At 70.4% G+C, this 24,870-nt stretch carries 11 protein-coding genes; 3 read left to right on the plus strand and 8 right to left on the minus strand.

The annotated features are described in order from the left end of the window. Window positions 1–2 precede the first annotated feature (2 nt). The gene (gene ligK / locus AC1DWR_RS11000) at window positions 3–692 is read right to left on the minus strand and encodes a 4-carboxy-4-hydroxy-2-oxoadipate aldolase/oxaloacetate decarboxylase (protein WP_477624395.1); all 690 of its coding nucleotides are present in this window, start codon (window positions 690–692) and stop codon (window positions 3–5) included. A 24-nt stretch (window positions 693–716) separates the two neighbouring features. Further along, window positions 717–1,742: an amidohydrolase family protein gene (locus tag AC1DWR_RS11005; protein WP_477624396.1), complete on the minus strand. Its 1,026-nt coding sequence runs from the start codon at window positions 1,740–1,742 to the stop codon at window positions 717–719. Between the two features lie 125 nt (window positions 1,743–1,867). Between AC1DWR_RS11005 and AC1DWR_RS11010 the strand changes: the two genes are divergently transcribed. Continuing rightward, on the plus strand, window positions 1,868–2,527 hold the full coding sequence (locus AC1DWR_RS11010; protein WP_477624397.1) for a substrate-binding domain-containing protein: 660 nt from the start codon (window positions 1,868–1,870) through the stop codon (window positions 2,525–2,527). Window positions 2,528–2,565: 38 nt separating this feature from the next. Here the strand turns inward: AC1DWR_RS11010 and AC1DWR_RS11015 are convergent, their stop codons facing one another. Continuing rightward, on the minus strand, window positions 2,566–3,789 hold the full coding sequence (locus AC1DWR_RS11015) for a 4-hydroxybenzoate 3-monooxygenase (protein ID WP_477624398.1): 1,224 nt from the start codon (window positions 3,787–3,789) through the stop codon (window positions 2,566–2,568). A gap of 124 nt (window positions 3,790–3,913) precedes the next feature. Then, window positions 3,914–4,711 carry an IclR family transcriptional regulator gene (locus AC1DWR_RS11020; protein WP_477615259.1) on the minus strand — a complete coding sequence of 266 codons (798 nt, stop codon included), beginning with the start codon at window positions 4,709–4,711 and terminating at the stop codon, window positions 3,914–3,916. Window positions 4,712–5,052: 341 nt separating this feature from the next. On the opposite strand from AC1DWR_RS11020, the gene AC1DWR_RS11025 reads away from it, so the two are divergent. Both AC1DWR_RS11025 and AC1DWR_RS11030 read left to right on the plus strand, forming a co-directional pair. After that, window positions 5,053–20,130, plus strand: a complete 15,078-nt coding sequence (locus AC1DWR_RS11025; RefSeq protein ID WP_477624399.1) for a DUF7507 domain-containing protein — start codon at window positions 5,053–5,055, stop codon at window positions 20,128–20,130. A gap of 78 nt (window positions 20,131–20,208) precedes the next feature. Next, window positions 20,209–20,631, plus strand: a complete 423-nt coding sequence (locus tag AC1DWR_RS11030; protein WP_477624400.1) for a hypothetical protein — start codon at window positions 20,209–20,211, stop codon at window positions 20,629–20,631. Window positions 20,632–20,679: 48 nt separating this feature from the next. Here AC1DWR_RS11030 and AC1DWR_RS11035 read toward each other — a convergent pair whose 3' ends face one another. Genes AC1DWR_RS11035 through AC1DWR_RS11050 form a run of 4 tightly spaced genes read right to left on the minus strand, consistent with a single transcriptional unit; the run spans window position 20,680 to window position 24,687 of the window. Beyond that, window positions 20,680–21,525, minus strand: coding sequence for a glycosyltransferase family 2 protein (locus AC1DWR_RS11035; RefSeq protein WP_477624401.1), 846 nt, complete (start codon window positions 21,523–21,525; stop codon window positions 20,680–20,682). Then, on the minus strand, window positions 21,522–22,547 hold the full coding sequence (locus tag AC1DWR_RS11040) for a glycosyltransferase (protein WP_477624402.1): 1,026 nt from the start codon (window positions 22,545–22,547) through the stop codon (window positions 21,522–21,524). The genes AC1DWR_RS11035 and AC1DWR_RS11040 overlap by 4 nt, the downstream gene beginning before the upstream one ends. Continuing rightward, on the minus strand, window positions 22,544–23,611 hold the full coding sequence (locus AC1DWR_RS11045) for a glycosyltransferase (RefSeq protein ID WP_477624403.1): 1,068 nt from the start codon (window positions 23,609–23,611) through the stop codon (window positions 22,544–22,546). The genes AC1DWR_RS11040 and AC1DWR_RS11045 overlap by 4 nt, the downstream gene beginning before the upstream one ends. Then, window positions 23,599–24,687, minus strand: a complete 1,089-nt coding sequence (locus tag AC1DWR_RS11050) for a glycosyltransferase family protein (RefSeq protein WP_477624404.1) — start codon at window positions 24,685–24,687, stop codon at window positions 23,599–23,601. Before AC1DWR_RS11050 ends, AC1DWR_RS11045 begins: the two co-directional genes overlap by 13 nt. Window positions 24,688–24,870: the final 183 nt, after the last annotated feature.

The following is a 24,870-nucleotide window of genomic DNA, read 5'->3' on the forward strand; positions in this document are numbered from 1 at the left end:
CGTCAGTCCTCGTACCGCAGGCCGAGACGGGCGAGCGGCTCGCGCATGTCGTAGAGATCCAACCCCAGTGTCCCGCTGCGGAACTTGGCCCGCTTGCCCTCTTCGTTGGCCTCGCGCCGGCCCGCCTCCGCTGCCACCTCGGAGGCCTTCGCGGCGGGCACGACGACCACCCCGTCGACGTCGGCCACGACGACGTCGCCGGGGTTGACGAGGGCGTTGGCGCACACGACCGGGATGTTGACCGAGCCCAGGGTGGCCTTGATTGTGCCCTTGGCGTTGATGGCCCGACTGAACACGGGGAAGTCCATCTTCTCGAGGTCCTCAACGTCCCGGACGCCACCGTCGATGACCAGCCCGGCGCACCCACGACTACGCAGCGAGGTGGCGAGCAGCTCGCCGAAGAAGCCGTCCTCGCTCTCGGTCGTGCAGCCCGCAACCAGGACGTCTCCCTCCTGGACCTGCTCAGCCGCGACGTGGAGCATCCAGTTGTCGCCGGGTTGCAGGAGCACTGTCACGGCAGGGCCACAGAGTTTCGCGCCGCGGTAGACGGGCCGGAGGTAGGGCCGCATCAGGCCGACCCGGCCCATGGCCTCGTGGACGGTCGCGACACCGTAGGCCGACAGGGCCCGCACCGCGTCCGCGTCGGCCCGCTCGATCCTGGTGTGCACGACACCGAGCTCGGTCCCGCTCATGGGGTCTCCTCCTCTGTGCTCATGTCAGCGTCCCTGCTCACGCAGCCGCGCGTCCAGGCGCGGGTAGACACGTCGCGCGTTCGCGGCATACACGTCCTCGCGTTGGGCATCGGTGAGGTGCGGTGTCGCGTCGACGTATCGCCTGGTGTCGTCGAAGTAGGCGCCGGTCCGGGGATCGATGTCGCGGACGGCCCCGATCATCTCGCTCGCGAACAGGATGGCGCTGGTGGGGATGACGTTCGTCAGCAGGTCGATGCCGGGCTGGTGGTACACGCAGGTGTCGAAGAAGACGTTGGCCAGCAACGTTTCCGGGTCAGGCCGCTTCAGCGCCATGGCCAGGCCCCGGAACCGGCCCCAGTGGTAGGGGACCGCGCCACCGCCGTGCGGGATGACCAGTCGCAGGGTGGGGAAGTCGGCGAACAGGTCGCCCTGGAGGAGCTGCATGAACGCCGTGGTGTCGGCATTCAGGTAGTGCGCTCCCGTCGTGTGGAACCCCGGGTTGCAGGAGGTGCTGACGTGCACCATGGCCGGGACGTCCAGCTCGACCAGCGCCTCGTAGATCGGGTACCAGGACCGGTCGGTCAGCGGTGGGCTGTCCCAGTGACCACCGGACGGGTCGGGGTTGAGGTTGACCGTGACGGCGCCGAGCTCCTCGACCGCACGACGCAGCTCGGGCACCGACGTCGCCGGGTCGACCCCGGGCGACTGGGGCAGCATCGCCCCCATCACGAACCGCTCCGGATAGAGCGTGCTGACCCGGTGGCAGAGGTCGTTGCAGATCCGCGCCCAGGTCGAGGAGACGTCGAAGTCGCCGATGTGGTGCGCCATGAAGCTCGCGCGCGGCGAGAAGATCGTCACGTCGATGCCGCGCTCGTCCATGAGCCGCAGCTGGTTGGCCTCGATGCTGGCGCGGATCTCGTCGTCGGTGATCCGCAGTGCCGCCGGGTCCGGCGCGTTGTCGGGGTGGCCGATCGCGGAGACCTGCGCGTTGCGCCAGGCCTCGAGCGGCGCCGGCGCCGTCGTGTAGTGCCCGTGGCAGTCGATGATCACGAGTCCAGCCTCGCACCCGAGAATGCTCCGGAGAGGCAGCCTTCCGTCTGACGGAAGGCCTCTGTGGCGGGCCGGGAGGTGCACCTAGCGTGGTCCTCGTGCTGACCCTGCGAGGGCTTTCGTCGATGGCTACCCGCGACGTCCTCGCCGCGTTGACGGCTGAGGGCGACCTCGGGTTGAGCCAGCTCGTCGTGCAGTCGGCCGGAGGCGTCGAGGTGGCGCGACGCCTCCGGGAAGGCGAGCGGGCCGACGTCGCGGTGCTGGGGGGCGACGCGATCGAGGCGCTCGCTCGCGACGGCCTCGTCGACCGCCACACGATCGTGCCGTTGTTCGTCTCCGACGTCGTGGTCGGCGTCCCGGAGGGCGCTCCCGTGCCGGACGTCAGCAGCGTCGAGTCGTTGGTTGCCGCCCTTCTTGCCTCACGGCGAATCGGCTACTCCACCGGGCCCAGTGGCTCCGCGCTGGTGGGCCTGGTGGACACGTGGGGCCTCACCGAGCGGCTCGCGGACAGGTGGGTCCAGGCACCTCCGGGTATGCCGGTTGCCCGGCTGCTCGCCGACGGCGCGGCCGATCTCGGCTTCCAGCAACGCAGTGAGCTCGCTGCCGCACCTGGCGTCACCGTGGTCGGCCCGATGCCGCCCGGTGCGGAGATCGTCACGACCTTCACCGGGGCGGTGCCGACCGCGTCGGAGCATCCGACGGAGGCGCTGGCCGCACTGGTCCGGCTCGCCGCCCCTGAGACGTACGAGATCGTCAGGCGTCATGCCCTTGCCCCTGCCGGTTGATCCCGTCGACTGACGTCAGGAGTCACTGCCCTGACGAGTCATTGCCGTGAGGAGTCATTGGGCCACCCCGCGTACTGCTCGGCCAGGTAGGTCCGACCGGCGCGGGTGGAGACGACGTTGTCCAGCTCACCCAGCTGTCGGCGGAGGTCGAAGGCGCTGGCACCAGGCGCCGTGTGCAGCATCTGCGTCATCCAGTACGAGAAGTTCTGTGCCCTCCAGACCCGGTTGAGCGCCCGCGGCTCGTAGTCGTCGAGCGCGTCGAGTCCTGCGCTGCCGAGCGCACGCGGGATCACCTCGGCCAGCACCTTCACGTCGTGGAGGGCAAGGTTGAGGCCCCGGGCTCCCGTAGGCGGAACTGTGTGCGCCGCATCGCCCGCCAGCACCATCGACCCCCAGCGCATGGGTTGCTGCACAAAGGATCTGAAGCGCAGCACGGTCTTCTCGATGACCGGGCCCTCGACGAGCGAGAAGCCGTCGGCGCCAGCAACGCGCGACTGCAGGGTCTCCCAGATCCGCTCGTCGCTCCACGCCTCGGTGTCCTCCTCGGGGTCGCATTGGAAGTACATGCGCTGCACGAGGTCGGTGCGTTGGCTGATCAGCGCGAAGCCGTGCTCGGAGTGGGCGTAGACGAGCTCGGGTGCGCTCTTCGGCGCTGCGGCGAGGATCCCGAACCACGCGAACGGGTACTCACGGAAGTACTGGGTGCGGCTGGCCTCGGGGATGAGCGAACGACACATCGACCGTGAGCCGTCGGCACCGACGACCACCCTGGCGCGCACCTCGTGGCGCCCACCGTCCGCACTCGTGAAGCGCAGCGTCGGTCGGTCGCCGTCGATCCCGCTGACCTCCGGGTCGGTCACGCCGTAGTGGACCGTGCCACCGTCCCGGTCCCGGGCGTTGGCGAGGTCGATGAAGACGTCCGTCTGGGGATAGAGCCAGACCGACCCGCCGACGAGCTCCCGGAAGTCGATGCGGTGGGCCCGACCGGCGAACCGCAGCTCGGTCCCGTCGTGCTCGTGCCCGTCTCGCAGGATCCGGTCCGAGACGCCCGTATCGACGAGGTCGCGAGCGGCGCCGGCCTCGAGGATCCCGGCGCGGTGCGTGCCTTCGATCTCTGCCCTGGTGCGGAGGTCGATGTTCACGCAGTCGATGCCTGCCCTGCCCAGCCGGTGCGCGAGCATCAACCCGGCCGGCCCGGCTCCGACGATGGCGATGGGCACGTCGAGGACGCTGTCGACGGGCGTTGTCGGAGCGGATTCCACCCGGGTCTCCTCGGGTCGGTGGGAGGGGTGCCAGTCGGCGGCTGGGGGGCCGCTCGCTGGTTGACGAGTCCAGCATCGCCGGTTGCCCCGTGCCGCCACAGGCAACTTCCGTCAGGTGGAAGGGCTATCTCTGCGCGGAGATCATGACGTCGGTTGTCGCGGGGCTGCCCGCTCGACGGCCCAGCTCAACCGAGATCGCGTTGGCAGCGGCGACCACGGGCTGGCGGAGGTGGCGCACCGCAGCAGCGGTCTTGCCCAGCACCACGATCCCGATGGCGGCATGGACGGGACCTCCGGCGCCGATCCGGACCGGGGCGGCCAACCCCACGGTGTGGTCGGACAGCTGGCGGTCGTTCACGGCATACCCATGTCGTCGCACGGACGCCAGCATGGCGCGCAGGCGACGCGGGTCCGTGACCGTGAACTCGGTGTGTCGGGGCAACGGCTGGGACAGGACGGCGTCACGGATGTCGGTCGGGGCGAAGGCGAGCAGCACCAGGCCCACGCCCGTCGACGGCAGCGGGAAGCGGGTGCCCACCATCGTCTTCAGCTCGACGGACCGGTGGCCGGCGATGCGCTCGACGAACGTGAGCTCGGTGCCCTCGCGCACGGCGAGCTGTATGTTCTCGTGGGTGACCTCGTAGAGGTCCTGGAGGTAGGGGAGGGCCACCTCGCGCAGGATCTGGCCGCGCGGACACAGGGAGCCCACTTCCCACAGGCGCAAGCCGATGTGCCACCTTCCCTCGTCGTCACGCTCGAGGGCCCCCCAGTCCGCGAGCTCGGCGACGATGCGGTGTGCGGTGCTGAGAGGGAGCCCGGTCCGGCGGGCGATCTGGGACAGGGTCAGCTGGGCGTGGTCGCGTCCGAACGTGGACAGGACCGCCAGGGCCTTGCCGCCCGCGGTCAGCCCTTCGCGTGCCATGAGCCGATCCTGTCACCCTCGACGGCGCCGCGTCCGTTCGGCCCATGAGCGAGTGGGCCGTTTGGTTGACCTCCGCGGGGGCTGGCGCATGACCGCCATCACATTCCCGCCAACCGTCGTCACGACGAGCGGGCCCAAGAGTCTGCCAGTCATAGGGATAACCACGTGCCGTGGCCAGATGGGCGCCGCACGATTCTTGACTCGAAGGCGGCATCAGCAGAATGAACGATCCGGGCGGCACGACTCCGGGCGCTCCAGCGCGCAGACCACGCGCAGGCGCTCATCGCCGCGGCCTGACCCGTGCGTGGACGCCACGCGCACGCAGGCGTGCCGGGTCGCTGGTGGTCGTCGCCCTGGTCGCGACCCTGGGCGTCGTCGCGCAGTCGGTGATCTCGGCCACCCAGTCCCCGGCCTTCGCGGCGGCGGGTGTGCCGGCGGCGCCGGTGCTGCTGTTCAACGAGACCTTCGAGAACGGCACTGGCGCCGACCCGGTGGATGTCGATGCGTACACCGGCACCGGCGGGACGACCTACACCGGTGACCCCTACTTCGTCGACCAGGCGAACTGCAACGGGGTGCTCGTCCAGTACGCCAACACGAACTTCCCCCTGACCGGTGTCTGCACCCAGCCCAACATTGCCGACTCCCGCAGCAACATCCGGCGGTTCGCGGACGTCCTCGGCCAGTTCAATGCTGGCGTGGTCGGCGGCACCGACGCCAGCCCTGCCAACGGCTCCACTGCCGCCACCCAGGCCAACCACGCCGTGGCCGAGTGGACCACCAGGAACGCTGCGGCTGCTGGCGCAGACATCGAGCTCCAGAGCACCGTGCTCAACCTTCCTGCGACGTCGTCGCGGTACGTGACCATGTCCCTCGATGTCGTCGAGGCCTCGTGCACCTACCTGGCAGGTGCGAACAACTCGAGGCTCGACTTCTACCTCGTCAACGGTGCTACCGAGACCAAGATCAACGTCAACCCCATCCGGGCCTGTACTGACAGCTCCACCCGTTCGTACACGTCGCCGTTCCCGCCGGGCGTCACGTCGTGGGGGAATGGCGGCAACGCGGTGCGGGCCGGTCGGTACTTCTCGGACAAGGCAGTTCTCCTCTCCCCAGCCGCCCTCGCGGCCCTCCAGATCCGGGTGCGAAACCAGACGCTCACCGGCGACGGCAACGACCACGCGTTCGACAACCTGCGCCTCCTCGACGCCACCCCGGCCCTGGACAAGTCGTTCTCGCCGACCTCGGCTCCGGTGGGTACACCCAGCACCCTCACCCTCACCGTCACGAACACCAGCGAGCTGGGTGGAAAGGACGACTTCGCATTCACGGACACGCTGCCCTCGGGGCTGACGGTTGCCAACCCGGCCGGAGCCACCACCACGTGTGGCAACGGCACGGTCACAGCCGTGGCAGGCGCCCAGTTGGTCGCGCTCAGCGGTGGCGACCTGGCCAGCGGGGAGACCAGCTGCACCGTCGTCGTCCAGGTCACGTCGAATGCTGCCGCGACCTACACGAACGGCCCCAGCAACGTCTCCACGTCCGGGCTCAACCCGCCCAGCGCCGCAAGCGTCACCTTCTTCAACACCGACTTCGGCGACGCGCCGGCCAGCTACGGCACGGCCACCGCGTCGCACAGCCTGTCCTCGACCCTTGCCGCGCCCACGACACCCACCCTGGGACTGGGCTCCTCGCGGGACATGGAGGCGGCGGCCGCCGTGAGTGCTGGCGGCACGGGTGACGACACCACCGGTAGCGACGACGAGGATGCGGTCAGCGGAACGCCGACACTCATCACGAACGGCCCCATGAGTCTTGCTGTGCCCTTGCGCAACACGACTGGGGCAGCGGCCACGCTCGCCGGGTGGGTGGACTTCAACGCCGACGGCGCGTTCCAGGCCACCGAGCTGGTCACCACCTCGGTTCCCGCCGGCGCCACCACGGCCACCCTGGTCTGGCCGACCAAACCCACGGCCTCGGCCGGCGCGTCCTTCCTGCGACTGCGACTCTTCCCAGGATCGGTCGTCACGCCCAGCCCCACCACCCCGGCGGTCGGCGGGGAGATCGAGGACCATCCCGTCGCCCTGAGCCGCTCCGGCATCGTGGTCGACAAGACCGCCAACGTCACCGCGGGCGTCTCGCCCGTTGCGGTGACCTACTCCTACGCGGTGACCGGGCAGCTCGAACCACTCAGGAACGTCACGCTGACCGACGACAAGTGCTCGGTGCCGGCCACCAGGACCGGCGACGTCAACGGCAACAACGTCCTCGAGCTGGGGGAGACGTGGGTCTTCACGTGCGCCGCGACCCTGACCTCCACCACGACCAACACGGCCACGGCGACCGGTATCGGGACCCTCTCCGGCGCCACCGTCACCAACACCGACACGTGGACGGTCACCGTGACCGCCCCGAGCCTCAACCTCTCCAAGACCGGCGGCAGTGTGTCGGGCCCGAACGCCGCAGGGGACTTCACCGCGACCTACACCGTGCGGGTCGCGAACACCGGCACGGCCGCCGGCACCTACGGTCCCATCGCCGAGACCCCGGCCTTCGCCCCCAACCTCGCCGTCACGGGCGCGTCCTGGACCGGTCAGGCCACGGGCAGCGCCACTGGCACCGGGCCGTTCGCCATCGGCGCCGCTGGGACGACCATTGCAGTCGGTGCCACTCACACCTACAACCTCACGGTCACCTTCCACTACTCCAACGCCACCCAGGCGAGTGCGTGCGCGGGGACCGGCACCGGGCTGTACAACTCGGTGGCCCTCGCCGCGGGCCAGGAGCAGGGCGCGACCACCGACAACGCGGCCTGCATCGCGCCACCGGTCCCGCCCACTCCGGCGATCGCCCTCACGAAGTCGATCTCGTCGACGGTCCCGAGCCCCCTCACCGGCGCAGGACAGACGGTGAACTACCGCTTCGCCGTGACCAACCCGGGCGTGGTCCAGCTGACGTCGCCGAAGGTCAACGACAGCCGCTGCACCCCGACCTACTCCTCGGGTGACACCAACGCCGACGGCATCCTGCAGAACGGCGAGACCTGGATCTTCACCTGCGCCTACGCGACGACACAGGCCGATGTCGACGCCGGTGCGGTCAACAACACCGCCACCGCCCAGGGCACCCCGCCGTACCTCAGCACCCCGGTGACGTCGCCTCCCTCGTCCACCTCGGTGACGATCGCCGAGGTCCCGGTGATCGACCTGACCAAGACGGCGACCGCGGTCACCGACGTCGACGGCAACGGTCCCGACGCCGGAGACCGGATCACGTTCGGCTTCACCGTGCGCAACGCCGGCAACGCCACCCTCACCTCGATCACGGTCACCGACCCGATGCTCGGCACCGTGACCTGCCCGCAAACCACCCTCGCGCCGGGCGCGTCGATGACCTGCACCTCAGTCGTCTACACGCTGACCCAGGCCGATGTCGACACCGGTGCGGTCAACAACACCGCGACCGCGCTCGGCACCACCGTCCGCGGCACCCAGGTCAACGACCCGTCCTCGACCTCGACCACGGTGGCCAAGTCCCCGGCCCTGACGCTGACGAAGGCGGTCGCCGGCGTCACGGACGTGAACGGCAACGGCGTCACCGACCCGGGCGACCGGATCCGCTACACCTTCACGGTCACCAACACCGGCAACACCAGCCTGTCGTCCGTCACGATCACTGACGACAAGCTCGGCGTGACCAACCTGGCGTGCGCCGCGGGTCCGATGGCGCCCGGCGCGACGGCCACCTGCACCCCCACGCAGACCTACACGGTCACCGCGGCCGATGCGACCGCCGGCACCGTCGTCAACAAGGCGACTGCCGGCGCGACCTCTGTCGGTGGAGCCGCGGTCACGTCCAACCAGGCCACCGCCACCCAGCCGGTGGCGACGCCGGCCAGCCTCAACGTGAGCAAGACGGCCGCCACGCCCAGCACCGTCGACCCCACGACCGGTCGTTTCACGGTCACCTACACGGTGCGCGTCACCAACAGCGGCCAGACGCCGACCACCTACGGCGTCCTCACGGACACCCCCGCATTCGCTGCGAACCTCGTCGTCGACGGCACCACGTGGAGCGGGCCCGTGAGCGGTTCGTCGAGCAGTGGCGGGCCCTATGCCCTGGCCCCCGCCGGCACCGCGATCGCCGGGACCACGACGCAGACGTATGCCGTGACCGTCACCGCCCACTACACGTCCTCGGCCGCAGCCGCCGCGTGTGGCGGCACCGGCACCGGGCTCTTCAACTCGGTGGCCCTGGCCTCGGGCCAGGAGCAGGGGACCACGACCGACAACAGCGCCTGTGTGACCCCGCCGGCCGCCCCGATCACCGGCCTCACCCTTACGAAGTCGGTCGCGTCGTACCAGGACGTCAACGGCAACGGCCTCACCGACGCCGGGGACCGACTGACCTACACCTTCGTGGCGCGCAACACCGGTTCGCTCGACCTGACGTCGACCAGCGTCAGTGACCCGAAGCTGGCCGCGGCCGGCATCACGATCGTCTGTGCCGACACCATCCTGTCGCCGGGGGAGTCGACCACCTGTTCCCCGTCCGGTCCCTACACAATCACCGCCGCCGACGTCACGGCCGGCAGCGTGGTCAACACGGCCACGGCGACGGGAACGCCACCGAACGGGCTGCCTTCGCCCACGGCCACGTCCTCGACATCGACGCCGACCCAGCGGGCCAGCCTCACCCTCGACAAGCAGGCCGGCTCGATCGTCGACGCCGACGGCAACGGCCCCGACGCCGGCGACACGGTCACCTACGCCTTCGTGGTCGAGAACACCGGCAACACCGCCCTGAGCAACGTCGTCGTCAACGATGCCCTGCTCGGCCTGACGAACTTCGCCTGCGGCACGGGCGCGCTCGCCCCCGGTGCGACCCGCACGTGCACGTCCCCTCCCCACGTGATCACCCAGGCCGACGTGGACACCGGTCGGGTCGCCAACTCGGCCACGGCGGTGGGGACGCCGCCGAACGGCGCCACCCCGGTCAGCGCCACGGACACCGCCACCGTGACCATCGCGCCACGCAACGAGCTGAAGCTGACCAAGGCGGCGAGCGGCATCAACGACCTGGACGGCAATGGTGCCGATGCCGGAGACACGATCACCTTCACGTTCTCGGTCCTCAACACCGGCAGCACGACCTTGACGAACGTCCGCTTCGACGACGCCCGGCTCGGGCTGACCAACGCCGCCTGCGTGCCCTCGCTGGCCCCCGGCGCCACCGCTGCCTGCTCGACGACGGTCGTCTACACGCTGACCCAGGCGGACGTGAACGCCGGTGGCGTGAACAACTCCGCGACGGCGACAGCCACTCCGCCGTCCGGGACGCCGCCGACCAGCACCTCCACCACGTCGACCTCGATCGCCAACGTCGCGTCGATCACCCTCACGAAGGCGGCCGGCGCAGTCTCGGACGCGGACGGCAACGGCCCGGACGCGGGGGACACGGTCACCTACACGTTCACCGTGGCCAACACCTCGAACGTGCCGCTGACCTCGGTCTCGATCGACGACGGCAAGCTCGGCCTGGTCGACCTCGTCTGCTCCACCGCCACGCTGAACCCGGGACAGAGCGTCACCTGCGCGAGCCCGGCCTACGTCCTCACCCAGGCTGACGTCGATGCCGGACGCGTGGACAACACGGCGACGGTGAGCGGCACCTCACCGAGCAATGTCGTGGTCCAGGCCAGCGCCTCGGCCACCCGGACGTTCACCCCGGTCAACTCGATCGCCCTGGTCAAGACTGCGAGCGCCGTCAACGACGTCGACGGCAACGGCCCCGACGCGGGTGACACCATCGCCTACTCGTTCACGGTCACGAACACGGGGCGGCAGTCGCTCACGCAGGTGCTCGTGTCCGACCCCCTGCTCCGGATCAGCAACCTCCTGTGCACCGCTGGTCCGCTGGCGCCGGGTGCCTCCGCGACGTGCGCCGCTCCGACGCCCTACGTCCTGACCCAGGCCGATGTCGACGCTCGCAAGGTCGACAACACCGCCTCCGTGACGGGCACGCCGCCCGGCGGCGCCCCCGTGACCAACGCCGACACCGAGACGGCCGGCTTCGCGCCCCTCAGTCGCCTGGCCCTGGTGAAGGCGGCGGGCACGGTCACCGACGCCGACAGCTCCACCACCCAGAACGCCGGCGACACCATCGTCTACACGTTCACGGTCACGAACACCGGAGCGACGTCACTCGACCCCATCGCAGTCACCGACCCGATGCTGGGTGCGGGGACGGTCACCTGCCCCTCGGGCCGCCTGGCCCCGGGTGCGAGCGTCACGTGCACCAGCACGGCATACGCCCTGACGCAGACGGACATCGACGCAGGCCGGGTGGACAACACGGCCACGGCCACGGGTGGCGTCCCGGGTGGCGGCACGGTGTCCGCCACAGACCAGGAGACCAAGCCGGTCGCTCCGACCAACGCCGTGGAGCTGACCAAGACCGCGGGCACCGTGACGGACGTCGACGGAAACCTCCGCCCCAGCCCCGGTGACACGATCACCTACTCGTTCACGGTCAGGAACACCGGTGGCAGCACCTTGACGCACCTCGTCCTGACCGACGGGTTGCTCGGGCTGTCGAACTTCCTGTGCTCCGAGGGACCGCTGGCGCCCGGCGCCAGCCTGACCTGCACCTCGCCGGTGACCTACCCGCTGACCCAGTCGGACATCAACGCGGGCAAGGTCGACAACACGGCAACGGTCACCGGCACGGCCAAGGCGGGTGCCAACCCGTCGGACTCGGACGCCGCCACCGCACCAGTGACCCGGGTCGCGGCCATCGAGCTGACCAAGACCGCCTCCGTCCCCACGACGGCCGGAGGGCAGCTGCCCGGCTCGACGGACGCCGGTGACACGATCACCTACACGTTCACGGTGACCAACACGTCCAACGTGACGCTGACCGACGTCGGCATCGACGACGGCAAGCTCGGCCTGAGTGGCTACACGTGTGACGACGACAGCCTCGACCCCGGCCAGATCGTCACGTGCACGCGGACCTACACGATCACGCAGGCGGACATCGACCTCAGGGCGGTCAACAACACCGCCACCGTCGAGGGCACCGACCCGCAGGACAAGGTCGTCACCGACGAGGCGACGGCCAACCGCGCGCTCGCCCCGGTCAGCTCGCTGGTCCTGGACAAGCAGGCCGGCACGCCGACTGTCGCGAACGGGGCCAATGCCAGTGCCACCGACGCCGGCGACACCGTCACCTACACGTTCGTCGTCACCAACACCGGCGTCACCTCGCTCACCACCGTGCGGATCTCCGACGCGAAGCTCGGCCTGACCGACTCCTTCTGCGCCACCGGACCGGTCGCCCCGGGCGCCTCCGTCCAGTGCACGGCGACGGCCACGCTGACCCAGGCCGACATCGACGCAGGGCGGATCGACAACCAGGCCCAAGCCGGCGCCGCGTCGCCCAACGGCCCCGTGACCGCCACCGACACCGCCACGGTCGCGGTCACCCCGGTCAACGCGATCAGCCTCGTCAAGTCGGGCTCGTCCGTGGTCGACGCGGACGGCAACGGCCCGGACGCCGGTGACAGAATCAGCTACACCTTTGCCGTCACCAACCAGGGCACCACGACGCTGGCTCCGGTCACCATCACCGACAGCAAGCTGGGTCTGACCGACCTCCCGTGCGTGACGACCCTCGCCCCCGGCGACACGGCCACCTGTGCGGCGCCCTCGGACTACCTGTTGACGCAGGCAGACGTGGACCACGGCGCGGTCGACAACACCGCGACGGCGACGGGTGACGCCCCGGCCGGCCCCGACCCGACGGCGGTCGACTCCGAGACCGTCCAGGTCGCCAACCTCGCGTCGCTGACCTTGGCCAAGACCGCTGGTGCAGTGAGCGACGTCGACGCGGGCGGCCAGGACGCCGGTGACACGGTCGTCTACACCTTCGTCGTCACCAACGTCTCGAACCTCACCCTCACGAACGTCGTGGTCACGGACCCGATGCTCGCCGGTGCCGGCGTGGGCCTCTCCTGCCCGGCCACGACCCTCGCGCCGCGCGCCTCGATGACCTGCTCGTCGGCGCCGTACGCGCTGACCCAGGCCGACATCGACCGCGGTCGCGTCGACAACACCGCCACGGTGCGCGGCACCACGCCGCAGAACGGTTCGGTCCAGGCGACCGACCCGGCCGACGTGGTCCTGACCCCGGTCAGCAGGATCAGCCTCGACAAGACGGCAGGCGCGCCCACCGATCCCGATGCCAACGGCCCCGACGTCGGTGACGCGGTGACATACACGTTCACCGTCACGAACACCGGCGCCACCACGGTCTCCAACGTCGCTATCGACGACGGTCTGCTCGGCCTGACCGGCCTGGTCTGTGGCACCGCGCCGCTCGCTCCCGGCGAGTCGACCGAGTGCACCGCGACCTACTCGCTGACCCAGCAGGATGTCGACAGGGGCCGGGTGGACAACACAGCCACCGCCCAGGCGACCAGCCCGAACGGCACCGTGTCTGACAGCGACCCGGCGCAGGTGGTCTTCACCCCGCGCAGCTCGATCATCCTCACCAAGACCGCGGGCAGCATCACCGACGTCGACCAGGACAGGCGCACCAGCCCCGGCGACACCATCGAGTACTTCTTCACGGTCCAGAACACCGGCAGCACCACGCTCACGGATGTCACCATCGACGACCCGAAGCTGGCCCTGTCCGGTCTGGTCTGCACCGCGGGTCCGCTGGCTCCCGGTGCCACGGCGACCTGCGAGGCGACGAAGGTCTACGCGCTGACCCAGGCGGACGTCGACGCCGGGTCGGTCGACAACACGGCGACGGCGACCGCTGACGCCCCGCTGGGTGCCGACCCGACCGACACCGACGACGAGACCCGCCTGGTCGACCGCGTGACCGGCATCGACATCGTCAAGAGCGCGGGCACGCCCACCACGAGCGCCGGCCGACTCCCCACGGTCACCGACGCGGGCGACACGGTCGTCTACACCTTCCGCGTCGAGAACACCTCCAACGTCACCCTGACCGACGTCACGGTCAGCGACGCGATGCTGGCCGCGGCCACGGTCGCGGTCACCTGCCCGACGGCGACGCTGGCTCCCGGTGCGGTCATGACCTGCACCTCGGCGGGCTACCCGCTGACCCAGACCGACATCGACGCCGCGCGAGTGGACAACCTCGCCTCTGCGGCTGCCTCGAGCCCGGCCGGCCCGGTCTCCGCCTCCGACGTCGAGGACCTCGTGCTGACCCCGGCCAGCTCGATCACCCTCGACAAGACGGCTGGCACCCCCACCGATGTCGACGACAATGGCTTCGACGCCGGCGACACCATCGTCTACTCGTTCGCCGTGACCAACACCGGTGCGACGACGCTCGACAGCGTCACCATCGCGGACCCCCGGATCGGGCAGCCGGGTATGCCGTGCGGCTCAGGCCCCTTGGCGCCCGGCGCCGTGCGTGGCTGCTCCGCGCCCGCCTACGTGCTGACCCAGGCGGACGTCGACGCAGGCGGCTTCACCAACAGGGCCACGGCGTCGGCGACGCCGCCGGGTTCGACCCCGCCCGTGACAGCAGTCGACTCGGTGACCGTCACGGTCGGCTCCTCGCCTGCCCTCACCGTCCAGAAGACCGCGGGCACGCCGACGGTCGCCGCGGGCCGGCTCGCCACCGCCACCGACGCCGGTGACACCGTCGTCTACACGATCACCGTGGCGAACACCGGCAACGTCACCCTGGACCCGGTGCTCCTCACCGACCAGCGGCTCGGGCTGTCCGGCGTCCCCTGCGATGGCACCACGGCGCTGGCTCCCGGGTCCGCGGCGACGTGCACGTTCACCTACGAGCTGACCCAGGCCGACATCGACGTCGCGGATGCCGACAACCTCGTCGTCGCCTCGGGCACCCCGCCGACGGGCCCGGCCATCACACCGCAGGACACGGTCCCGGTCCCGCTGACGCCCGCCCCGGCACTGTCGCTGGTCAAGAACGCCTCGGCGATCAACGACCTCGACGGCAACGGCGCCGACGCCGGTGACACCATCGACTACTCGTTCACCGTCACCAACGACGGCTCGACGACGCTGTCGCCGGTGACGATCACCGACCCGCGGCTGGGGCTCACCGATCTCGAGTGCGTCGCGACCTTGGCCCCCGGTGCCACCGCAACGTGTCCGGCCCCCGCGGCCTACGTGCTCACCCAGGCCGACATCGACGCCGGTACCGCGACCAACCTCGCCACCGCGACCGGTGACTCCCCGGTCGGCACCGACCCGAGCGACCAGTCCTCGACGACGACTCAGCTGACCAACGTCGGCTCGGTCGTGCTGACCAAGACGGCCGGCACCCCGACGGTCTCCGCCGGCACCCTGCCCACCGTCACCGATGCGGGCGACACCGTCAGGTACGCCTTCACGGTGACGAACACGTCCAACGTCACGCTGACCTCGGTCGAGGTCACCGACGCCCTGGTCGGGACCGTGACCTGCCCGGCTTCGACCCTGGCGTCGCACGCCTCCATGGACTGCACCGCCGCTCCCTACCGGCTGACCCAGGCCGACATCGATGCCGGTCGGGTGGACAACCACGCGACGGTGGCTGCCCTGGCGCCCGGCGACAAGCCGGTGAACGACGCGGACGACGCGGCCGTCACGATCACCCCGCAGGGCGGCCTGCGCCTGGACAAGTCCGGTGCTGCACCGACCACCTCGGCCGGCCGTCTTGCCACGACCACCGATGCGGGTGACTCGGTGACGTACACCTTCACCGTGACGAACACCGGCTCGCAGACGCTGAGCCCGGTGACGATCGCCGATGCCCGCATCGGCGTCACCGCTCTGACCTGTGTCACCGCTCTGGCACCCGGTGCGACGGCCGAGTGCACGGCGACGTACGTCCTGACCCAGGGCGACGTCGACGCCGGTCGCGTCGACAACACCGCGACAGCCAGTGGTATGCCGCCGGGTGCGAGCGTCTCGCCCGTCACCGACACCGACGACGACTCCGTGGTCATCGCCCCGAGCCCGTCGATCAGGATCGACAAGACCGCAGGCACGCCGACCGTGGCTGCCGGCCGCCTCGGCACCGTCACCGACGCGGGAGACACAGTTGACTACACCCTCGTGGTCACCAACACCGGCAGCGTGTCACTGAGCTCGGTCACGGTGACCGACGAGAAGCTCGGGCTGTCCACTGCGGTCTGCGCCGGCGTGACCTCGCTGGCGCCGGGTGCCTCGGCCAGCTGCAGCTTCACGTACACCCTGGGCCAGCCGGACATCGACGCCGCCGGTGTCGACAACACGGCCTCGGCCAGTGGCAACCCGCCCACCGGCGCGCCCGTCACCCACAGCGACTCGGTGCACGTGGCAATCGTGGCGCGCAACGCCCTGTCGCTGGTGAAGTCCGCGTCCCAGGTGGTCGACGTCGACGGCAACGGCCCCGATGTCGGTGACACGGTGGACTACACGTTCACCGTCACCAACGACGGCTCCGGGGTGCTGGCCCCGGTCACCATCACCGACGCCAAGCTCGGCCTCGTGGACTACGTCTGCACCACGTCGCTCGCGCCCGGCGCCAGCACCACGTGCCCGGCTCCGGCGGCATACCTGCTCACGCAGCAGGACGTCGACAACGGCGAGGTGCTCAACACGGCCACCGCCACCGGCGGTGCCGGGACCGGCACGGACCCGACGGCGACCGACGACGCCACGGTGGACGTCAGGAACCTCGCGTCACTGGTGCTGGACAAGGTGGCGGGAGCCCCGACCGTTGCGGCCGGGCGGCTGGCCACGGTGACCGACGCCGGCGACACGGTGCGGTACACCTTCACCGTCACCAATGTCTCCAACGTGACCCTGACCGACGTTGCGGTGAGCGACCCCCTGCTCGGCGCCGTCACCTGCACTGACACGACGCTGGCACCGCACACCTCGACCACCTGCACGGCGGCGCCCTACGTCCTGACCCAGGTCGACGTCGACGCCGGTCGGGTCGACAACACTGCGACCGCCACGGCCACGGACCCCGACCGCGCCACCGTGAGCGGCGGCGACACTGCCGTCGTGCTGGTACCGGCCGCGAGCTCGCTGTCCCTGGACAAGCAGGCCGGTGCGGTCACCGACACGGATGTCCCGGTCAACGGGGCGGGTGACCTGGGTGACACGATCACCTACACGTTCCTGGTGACCAACACCGGCAACACGACGCTGACGATCGTCTCGATCTCCGACCCGGCGCTGAACCTGGCGGCCTTGCAGTGCGTGGCCACGCTGGCGCCCGGGGAGGCGACCACCTGCACCGCGGTGCACGCCCTCACCCAGGACGAGGTCGACGACGGAGGCATCATCAACACGGCGACCGCCACCGCGGTCCCGCCGAACCCGAGCGACCCGCCGGCCACCGGCACGGACACCGCCGTCACGACGGTCGCGAGCGACCCCTCCGTGACGATCGAGAAGACCGCCGGGAGGCCGACGGTCGCCAAGGGTCGCCTCGACACCGTGACCGATGCGGGAGACACGGTCGTCTACACGCTGCTCGTCACCAACACGGGCAACGTCACCCTCGACCCGGTGCGCGTCACCGACGCCAAGCTCGGCCTCGACTCGGTGGTCTGCGACGGCGGCAGCAGCCTGGCTCCCGGAGCCAGCGCCACCTGCGCCTTCAGCTACCCGCTGCTCCAGTCGGACATCGACGCGGGCAGGGTGGACAACCTCGCATCGGTGTCGGGCACCCCGCCGACCGGCGCACCCGTCAGCTACACGGACCTCGCACGGGTCGACCTGACCCCGACCAATGCCCTGTCGCTGACCAAGACGGCTTCGGCAGTCCATGACCTCGACCGCAACGGCCCTGACCTGGGTGACACGGTGGACTACAGCTTCTCCGTCACCAACGGCGGCAGCACCACGCTGGCTCCGGTGACCATCACGGACAGCCGCCTCGGCGGCCCCGCCTTCACCTGTGTGGCTTCGCTGGCTCCCGGCCGCACAGCCACCTGTGACGGGCCCGCGCCCTATGTGCTCACGCAGGCCGACGTGGACTCCGGTGCCGTCGTCAACGTCGCCACCGCGACCGGCGACGCCCCGGTGGGCACGGACCCGACCGATACGTCGACCGCCACCGTGGACGTGGACAACCTCGCGACCATCGCGCTCCTCAAGACGGCGGGTGCGCCGAGCACCGGCGCGGGTGCCCTGACCACCGTGACCGACGCAGGTGACACCGTGACCTACACGTTCCGGGTCACCAACACCTCCAACGTCACCCTCGAGGCGCTCGAGGTCACCGACCCGAAGGTGGGCCGGGTGACCTGCCCGCAGGACTCCCTCGCCCCGCGCGCGTCGATGACCTGCACGGCGGCCCGGTACGTCCTCACGCAGGCTGACGTCGACGCTGGGCGGGTGGACAACACGGCCTCGGTCAGCGCCACGAACCCGGATGGCGACCCGGTTGGCGCGACCGACTCCGAGGTCGTCCCGATCACGCCGCACAACGCGGTCTCGCTGGCGAAGTCGGGCGCAGCCCCGACGGTTTCCGGAGGAGCCCTGCCGACTGTCGTGGATGCTGGTGACACCGTGACCTACACCTTCACCGTCACCAACGACGGCTCGCAGACGTTGAGCCCCTTGAGCCTTGACGACGCCAAGCTGGGGCTGGTCGGCCTGACCTGCGCCCGGTCCCTCGCCCCGGGCGAGAGCGCCGACTGCACGGCGGTCCACCCGCTCACCCAGGCTGACGTCGACGCCGGCCGCGTGGACAATACTGCTGTCGTCACGGGGACACCCCCGGGCGGGGCGGCGCCGGTACGCGGCGACGACTCGGCGACCGTGTCGTTCGCCCCGGCGGCCTCGATCGAGCTGACCAAGCACTCGTCGGCCATCGTCGACGTCGACGGCAACGGTGCCGACTCCGGCGACACCATGACCTTCGACTTCCTCGTCGAGAACACCGGCGCGCAGACCCTTGCACCGGTCACGATCGACGACCCGATGCTCGGGCTGGTCGACGTGCCGTGCGTGGCGTCACTGGCGCCGGGCGACTCGGCGACCTGCGAGGCCCCGGTGCATGTCCTCACCCAGGGCGACATCGACGCCGGGCAGGTGGTCAACACCGCCACCGCTACCGGAGACGCCCGCACCGGCACGGATCCGACGGACGAGTCGACGACCCGGACACCCCTGACCAACCTCGCCACGATGACGATCGACAAGTCGGCAGGCGCCGTGGTCGATGTCGACCACAACGGGCAGGACGCCGGCGACACCGTCACCTACTCCTTCGTCGTGGCGAACACCTCCAACCTCACCCTGACCGGGGTGCAGGTGACCGACCCCAAGCTGGGCACCGTCACCTGCCCGTCGACGACGCCCGCAGCCCACACGTCGATGACGTGCACGGCCGCGGCATACCTCCTCACGCAGGCGGACATCGACCGGGGTCGCGTGGACAACACGGCGACGCTCGTGGCGACCGGCCCGCAGGGCTCGTTGCCCTCGGTCACCGACACGGCCGCGGTCACGCTGACCCCGGTCAGCGCGATCGGGCTGGTGAAGTCCGCCAGCGCCGTCGCCRACCTCGACGACAACGGCACGGACGTCGGCGACTCGGTCACCTACTCGTTCACCGTCACCAACAGGGGGACCACCACCCTGGAACCGGTGACCGTGACCGACGCAAAGCTGGCCCTGGCCGGTATGCCGTGTGGTTCCGGACCCCTGGCTCCGGGCGCCTCGCGCACCTGCGCCGCTCCGGCCTACGCACTGACCCAGGCCGACCTCGACGCCGGTCACGTGGAGAACGCAGCCACCGTCACGGGTCGCGGCCCCGGTGGAAGCAGCGTGACGGCCGATGGCTCGGTCTCGTTCCAGACCGCCGGCCCGAGCGCCATCACGCTGCGGAAGACGGCGACCCTCAACGACCGCGACGGCAACGGCGCGGCCGACGCCGGTGAGACGATCGACTACGGACTCACCGTCACGAACTCCGGGTCCGTCACATTGACGTCGATCCGGATCACCGACGCCATGCTGGGCATCGACGATGCGCTCTGCGCGCGTGGACCGGTCGCGCCGGGTGAGTCGGTGGCTTGCACCGAGCTGGTGACGAGCCACCGGGTGACGGCCAGCGAAGTGGCCGCCGGTCAGGTGCGCAACGTCGCCACCGCCACCGGTGAGGGGCCGGGTGGGCAGGTCGTCCGGGATGCCGATGCGGTCACGACGCCGGCCGATCCGCCCGCCGGTCCACCTGGGCTGGAGTTTCGAGACGACCCGAGCCCGCTTCCGGACGGTCTGGCCTTCACGGGAAGCAACGCTTTCACCATGCTGGGAGCTGCGCTCGCCTTGCTCGTGCTCGGATTCCTGCTCCTGCTCGGGCGCCGCCGTGCTGACGGCCACCCGGCCGCCGCTGCCGGCAGACACCGCGGGTAACAGGCCTCGCGAGCAACAGACACGGCAAGCAACCAGGCACAGCAAGCAACTGACAGACAGCCCAAGGAGATTTGACGTATGCGTTCGCCTTCCATCGTGATGAAGTGTGCGGTCCTCGGCACCGTGCTGCTGGCGGCTGCGGGCTGCCAGGGGGAGAAGGGGACCGACACCCCGAACCCCAACCCGCCGGCCACCGTGACCGCTTCGCCACCCAAGACCCAGCCCGCCGGAGCGATCAAGGACCTGCATGACGCCACGTGCACGTACGCAGCAGGCGCCTGGTCCTTCTCGGGCGAGCTCACCAACGCTGGAAAGGCGAAGGTGATCTACACCGTGATGGTGGCCGTCGCCAAGACCGACGGCGGCACCGTCCTCGGTTCCAAGCAGATCACCCGGACGCTGGCTCCCGGAGAGTCCGCCACCGTCAAGGCGGACAAGTTCTACAAGGGAAGCAACAAGGGTGTGTCCTGCGTGCCCAGCGCCACCAAGGCACCCGCCTGAGTCGCACGACTGCTTGACTCGAGGCCAAACAGGCGTGGGCGCGCTCGCTCACCGGCTGACGGACCACTGCCCCGTGGAGTGGTCCCGTTCTGCCAGGCCCCGGCCCGCGAACTCAGCCAGCCATCCCTCCATGGGGTACCACCCCCAACGGTCATGAAAGACGTTGGCGTTGCGCACGATCGAGTGCAGGTGCTGCACGGGCGGAGTGTGCGTCGGGTGGTGCTGGTGGTACGCCGCGGTGCCGCCGACCCAGAGCAGGTCACCCTGGGCTGCCGTCAGGCGTTGGCCGAAGTCGGTGTCCTCAGCGCCGTACCCGACGTAGGCCTCGTCGAAGCCGTCGAGGGCCAGCCAGTCGCGAGTGGACATGGCAAAGGACAGCGACCAGAAGAGGCGTGCGTCCTCGGCGACGAGCACGGCGTCGGGGGCCGGAGAGGGGCGTGCGGAATGCGGTTGAGCAGTGTCACCCAGTCCGGGAACGCGGTACTCAGATGGGTGGCCAACGGGCGGTAGGTAGCGCACTTCCCCGCAGGCGACCACGGGTGTTGCCCGGCACAGGGTCGACACCACGCCGGCGTAACGCGCGACGGTGGTCGAGTCCGGGATGCAGTCGACGTCGAGGAAGATGAGCACCTCAGCGCCCTCGTGGATCGCCGCACGGGCTCCGGCGTTCCGGGCCGCGGCGAGGGGCAGCTCGGAGTCGACCGGCGCGACGTCCAGCACAACCACGTCAGGATGCTGCTCGCGGGCGACCGTGGCGATCTCGGGATCACCCATCGCCACGACAACGTAGAGGTCGGCGGTGCGGGTCTGACGGAGGAGTCCCCACGCCTGGCCGCGCAGGTGCTCGTGGCGCCCGTGCGCAATCGTGACGACGGCAGCCCTTGCCTCGGTCACGAGCTGACGCCTGCCCGGACTCCCACGTTGAGCAGGGCCGCCGCGGCGTCCCTCGCGCCTCGCCCGGTGGACCAGCGTTCCCAACCGTCCCCACCCAGGTGAAGGGCACGCTCGAGCACGGCCGGCCAGCGCTCGGCCCTCGGCCAGGTGGGGCGTCCCACAGCGATCCCCCACTCGTCGAGCCGACGTGCAGTCGCGACCTGCTCATCGAAGGGTCGCGCCTGGGCCACGACGACGGCCGGTCGACGGGCGGCGGCGACCTCGGCCACCGCGTTCTGCCCGGCATGGGTCACCACGACGTCGGCTCGCCGAAGGTCGTCCCAGAGCTGGTTCGTCGACGAGACCCCTGGCGCACGCTCGACCCACGTCCATGAGGGAGTGGCTGCTCGCGCCGCCTCCAGCTCGGACCGCGTGGTGGTCCGGCCGCCAGCCCCCCAGAGCACGAGCACGGTCCTTCCTGCAGTGGCTCGGTGCGCGGGAGCCGGTGACGCAGCACCGAGGTGGTCGAACCTGGAAATGGCTCCGACGAAGTACGCCTTGTCGGTCCACCCGCAGGGCCAGTCGTGGTCGTGAGCACCCTGCGGCCACGGCGCCAGGAGGGCGTCGGCCGTGTCGTAGGCGAGCCGGTGTGCCCGGTCGCGCCTGCGTCCCGGCATGGCCACGACCACCGTCGGAATCCCACAGAGTCGCGCGAGCAACGCAATCTCCACCGAGACGTCGACCACGAGCGCCCGTGGCCGTTCGTGGACGGCCCAAGCCGTGACCTGGGCCGACCGACGGGCCAGACCTTCATGTCCGCGGGGCACCCAGTGCAGGACGCCGTGCGCGGTCGCGTCGCAGTCCCGCGCGAGCTGCGCCGCGTCGGGGTCGTCGTCACGGGCCAGCTGGGTCCAGCCCGAGGCCCAGCCGGCGGGAGCGGGGGAGGAGCTCAGGCCCCAGACCGGCTCGTCCATCTCGGCCGCGATGCTCAGCATCCGTGTGATGTGGCCGGCGCCCTGGTGGTGGGCGTAGTAGCCGATCACGCGGCCCTCCCCAGTCTCGTGGCGAGATCGAGGTAGTGGGCCAGGTATGCGTCGACCATGACGTCGAGGGAGCAGTGGGACACGGCGTGGTCACGGCAACCCTGACGATCCATGGCGCAGACGCGGTCGACCTCCGCGGCCGCTGCCGCGACGTCACCGGGCGCGACGAGGGCGCCGCACTCGTCGACGACGAACTCCGGCAGCCCGCCGCGGCGGAACCCGACGACGGGGGTGCCGCAGGCGAGGGACTCGGCGGCGACCAGTCCGTACGGTTCGTCCCACTCAGGCGTGACGACCATGGCCGCGCTCGACCCGACCAGGTCGCGCAGGGCGGCCGCGTCGAGGTGGCCCAGGTACTCGGCACGCGGCCCGAGGAGCGGCTGCACCTCGGAGCGGAAGTACTCCGCGTTCCCGACAGGACCGGCGAGCCGGATCTTTCGCCCGCTGGCCGTGGCGACGCGAATCGCCTGGTGCGGCGCCTTCTCGGGGACGACCCGACCCACCCACACGAGGTCGTCGCCGCCGCGGCCCGGAGTCCACGCCGCTGTGTCCACGCCGTTGTGGACGACCTCGGCGTGGGCCACGTGCTCCCACTGGCGCGCGGTGTGGGTGCTGACCGCGACGAAGGTGCTGCGCGTCTGGTCCATCAGGGCAATGGTCGGCTCCAGCCACGGAGTCGGGGGTGTGTGCAACGTGGTGAGCATCGGCGCAGCGCAGGCTTGCGCGAGCGCCAGTGGGAGGAAGTGAAGGCTGTTGTTGTGGATGACGTCCACATCGAGACGATCCCTGAGCTCGAGCATCACCTGGAGGTAGGCGTGGTGCTCACGAAGCCACGGCTCGGGCGGCATCGAGGCATCGCTCCGGGCCACGTCACTCAGGTGGAAGGGTGCCACCGTCAGCTCCCGGGCATCCAGGGCCGGATCGCTTCCCGGGCCCGCGAACAGTGTCACGTCGACATCGCGTTCGCGCAGGCCCCGGACCAGGGCCCAGGTGAGCGACTCCAAGCCGCCGGCGAACGGCTGCCGAAGGGGGTGACGGGCCGCGGCGAGGATCACGACGTGCATGAGAGCCTGCGTTCCAGGACGTCCGCGTAGAGCTCCTCGTGGGAGCGGGCGAGGGACAGGCGTTCGGTTTGCCGTTGCGCCAGCTCAGCGCGCGGGGCGACCTCCCCGCTCAGCCAGCGGGTGTGTGCGGTGCGCACCGCCTCGACGAGGGACGCGGCACGCTCGGGTCCGGACGCGGCATAGGTGAGGCAGGGGCGCTGCTCGGCGTAGAACCCGCAGTCCGGAACCGCGACCCACGTGCCGAGGTCGTGACACGCCTCCAACCAGCCCGAGTGCGAGCCGAAGCGGTAGGGCAGCACCGAGACATCCAGACCGTGCAGGTAGCTCCACAGCTCGTGGTCCGAGAAGTAGTCGTGAACCTCGAGCTGGATCAGCCCGCGTCGACCCAGCGAGGTCAGGTGGTGGGCGAGCTCGCCGTCATGGCGCTCGAACCCCGCTGTCATGACGTCGGTGTGGGCGTCGACGCGAAGCCGGGCACCCGGCATACCGGGGAGGGCGGCGACAAGCGCGTCGACGAGCGGCAGCGGGTCCATGTTGGCGCGCAGGCTCTTGACGTGCAGCCCGACCACGAAGTCGTCGCGGTCCGGACGGGGGCGACCCAGCCACTGGTCCGGGACCACGTGCGGGTGGGGGAGGACGATCGCCTCCCGTCCCCAACGACGGCTGATCACCGAGGCGGCCCCGTGCGTGAGGGTGATGACCGCATCGGCCGAGGACACCAGCACCCCCAGCTGGTCGTCGTGCAGTCCTGCCGTGCGGTGGTGCGGGTTGCGAAGGTCGTGCACGGTCACCACGAGCGGCTTGTCGTGCCGACGCAGGGTTCTGGTGAGGTCCTCGAGGTCCTCCGGCGCGATCGCGTCGAAGCCGAAATGGACGTGCATGACGTCGAAGTCGGCAGCGTGGCGGGTGACCCAGTCGGACCTGAGCATCTGCGGGGGCCACCACGGAGAGTCCGGCGACGGTCCCGATGGGGGGTCGGGCATGCGCACGACCGCGTCGTGGCCCGAGGCAGTCGGCGGGGAGAGGTGTCTGACGTAGACGTGGCCGGAGGGGATGGAGGCGACAACGATGCTCAAGGCTCACCTTTGAGAAGGGGCGTCGAGCGCGCCAGCGGCAAACCCGACGTGGGCAGCTGGCTCGTTGCTTGACCGGCTCTGGATGTTCTTGCCCAACATAACCCCTGTGGCCGTCAAGGGCGAGGTCCCGTCCGAAGAGGGACCAGTGGTCGTCCCGGCCAGCCGACACCGTTTCATCTGGTG

Source organism: Pedococcus sp. P2_E2 (assembly GCF_056403955.1).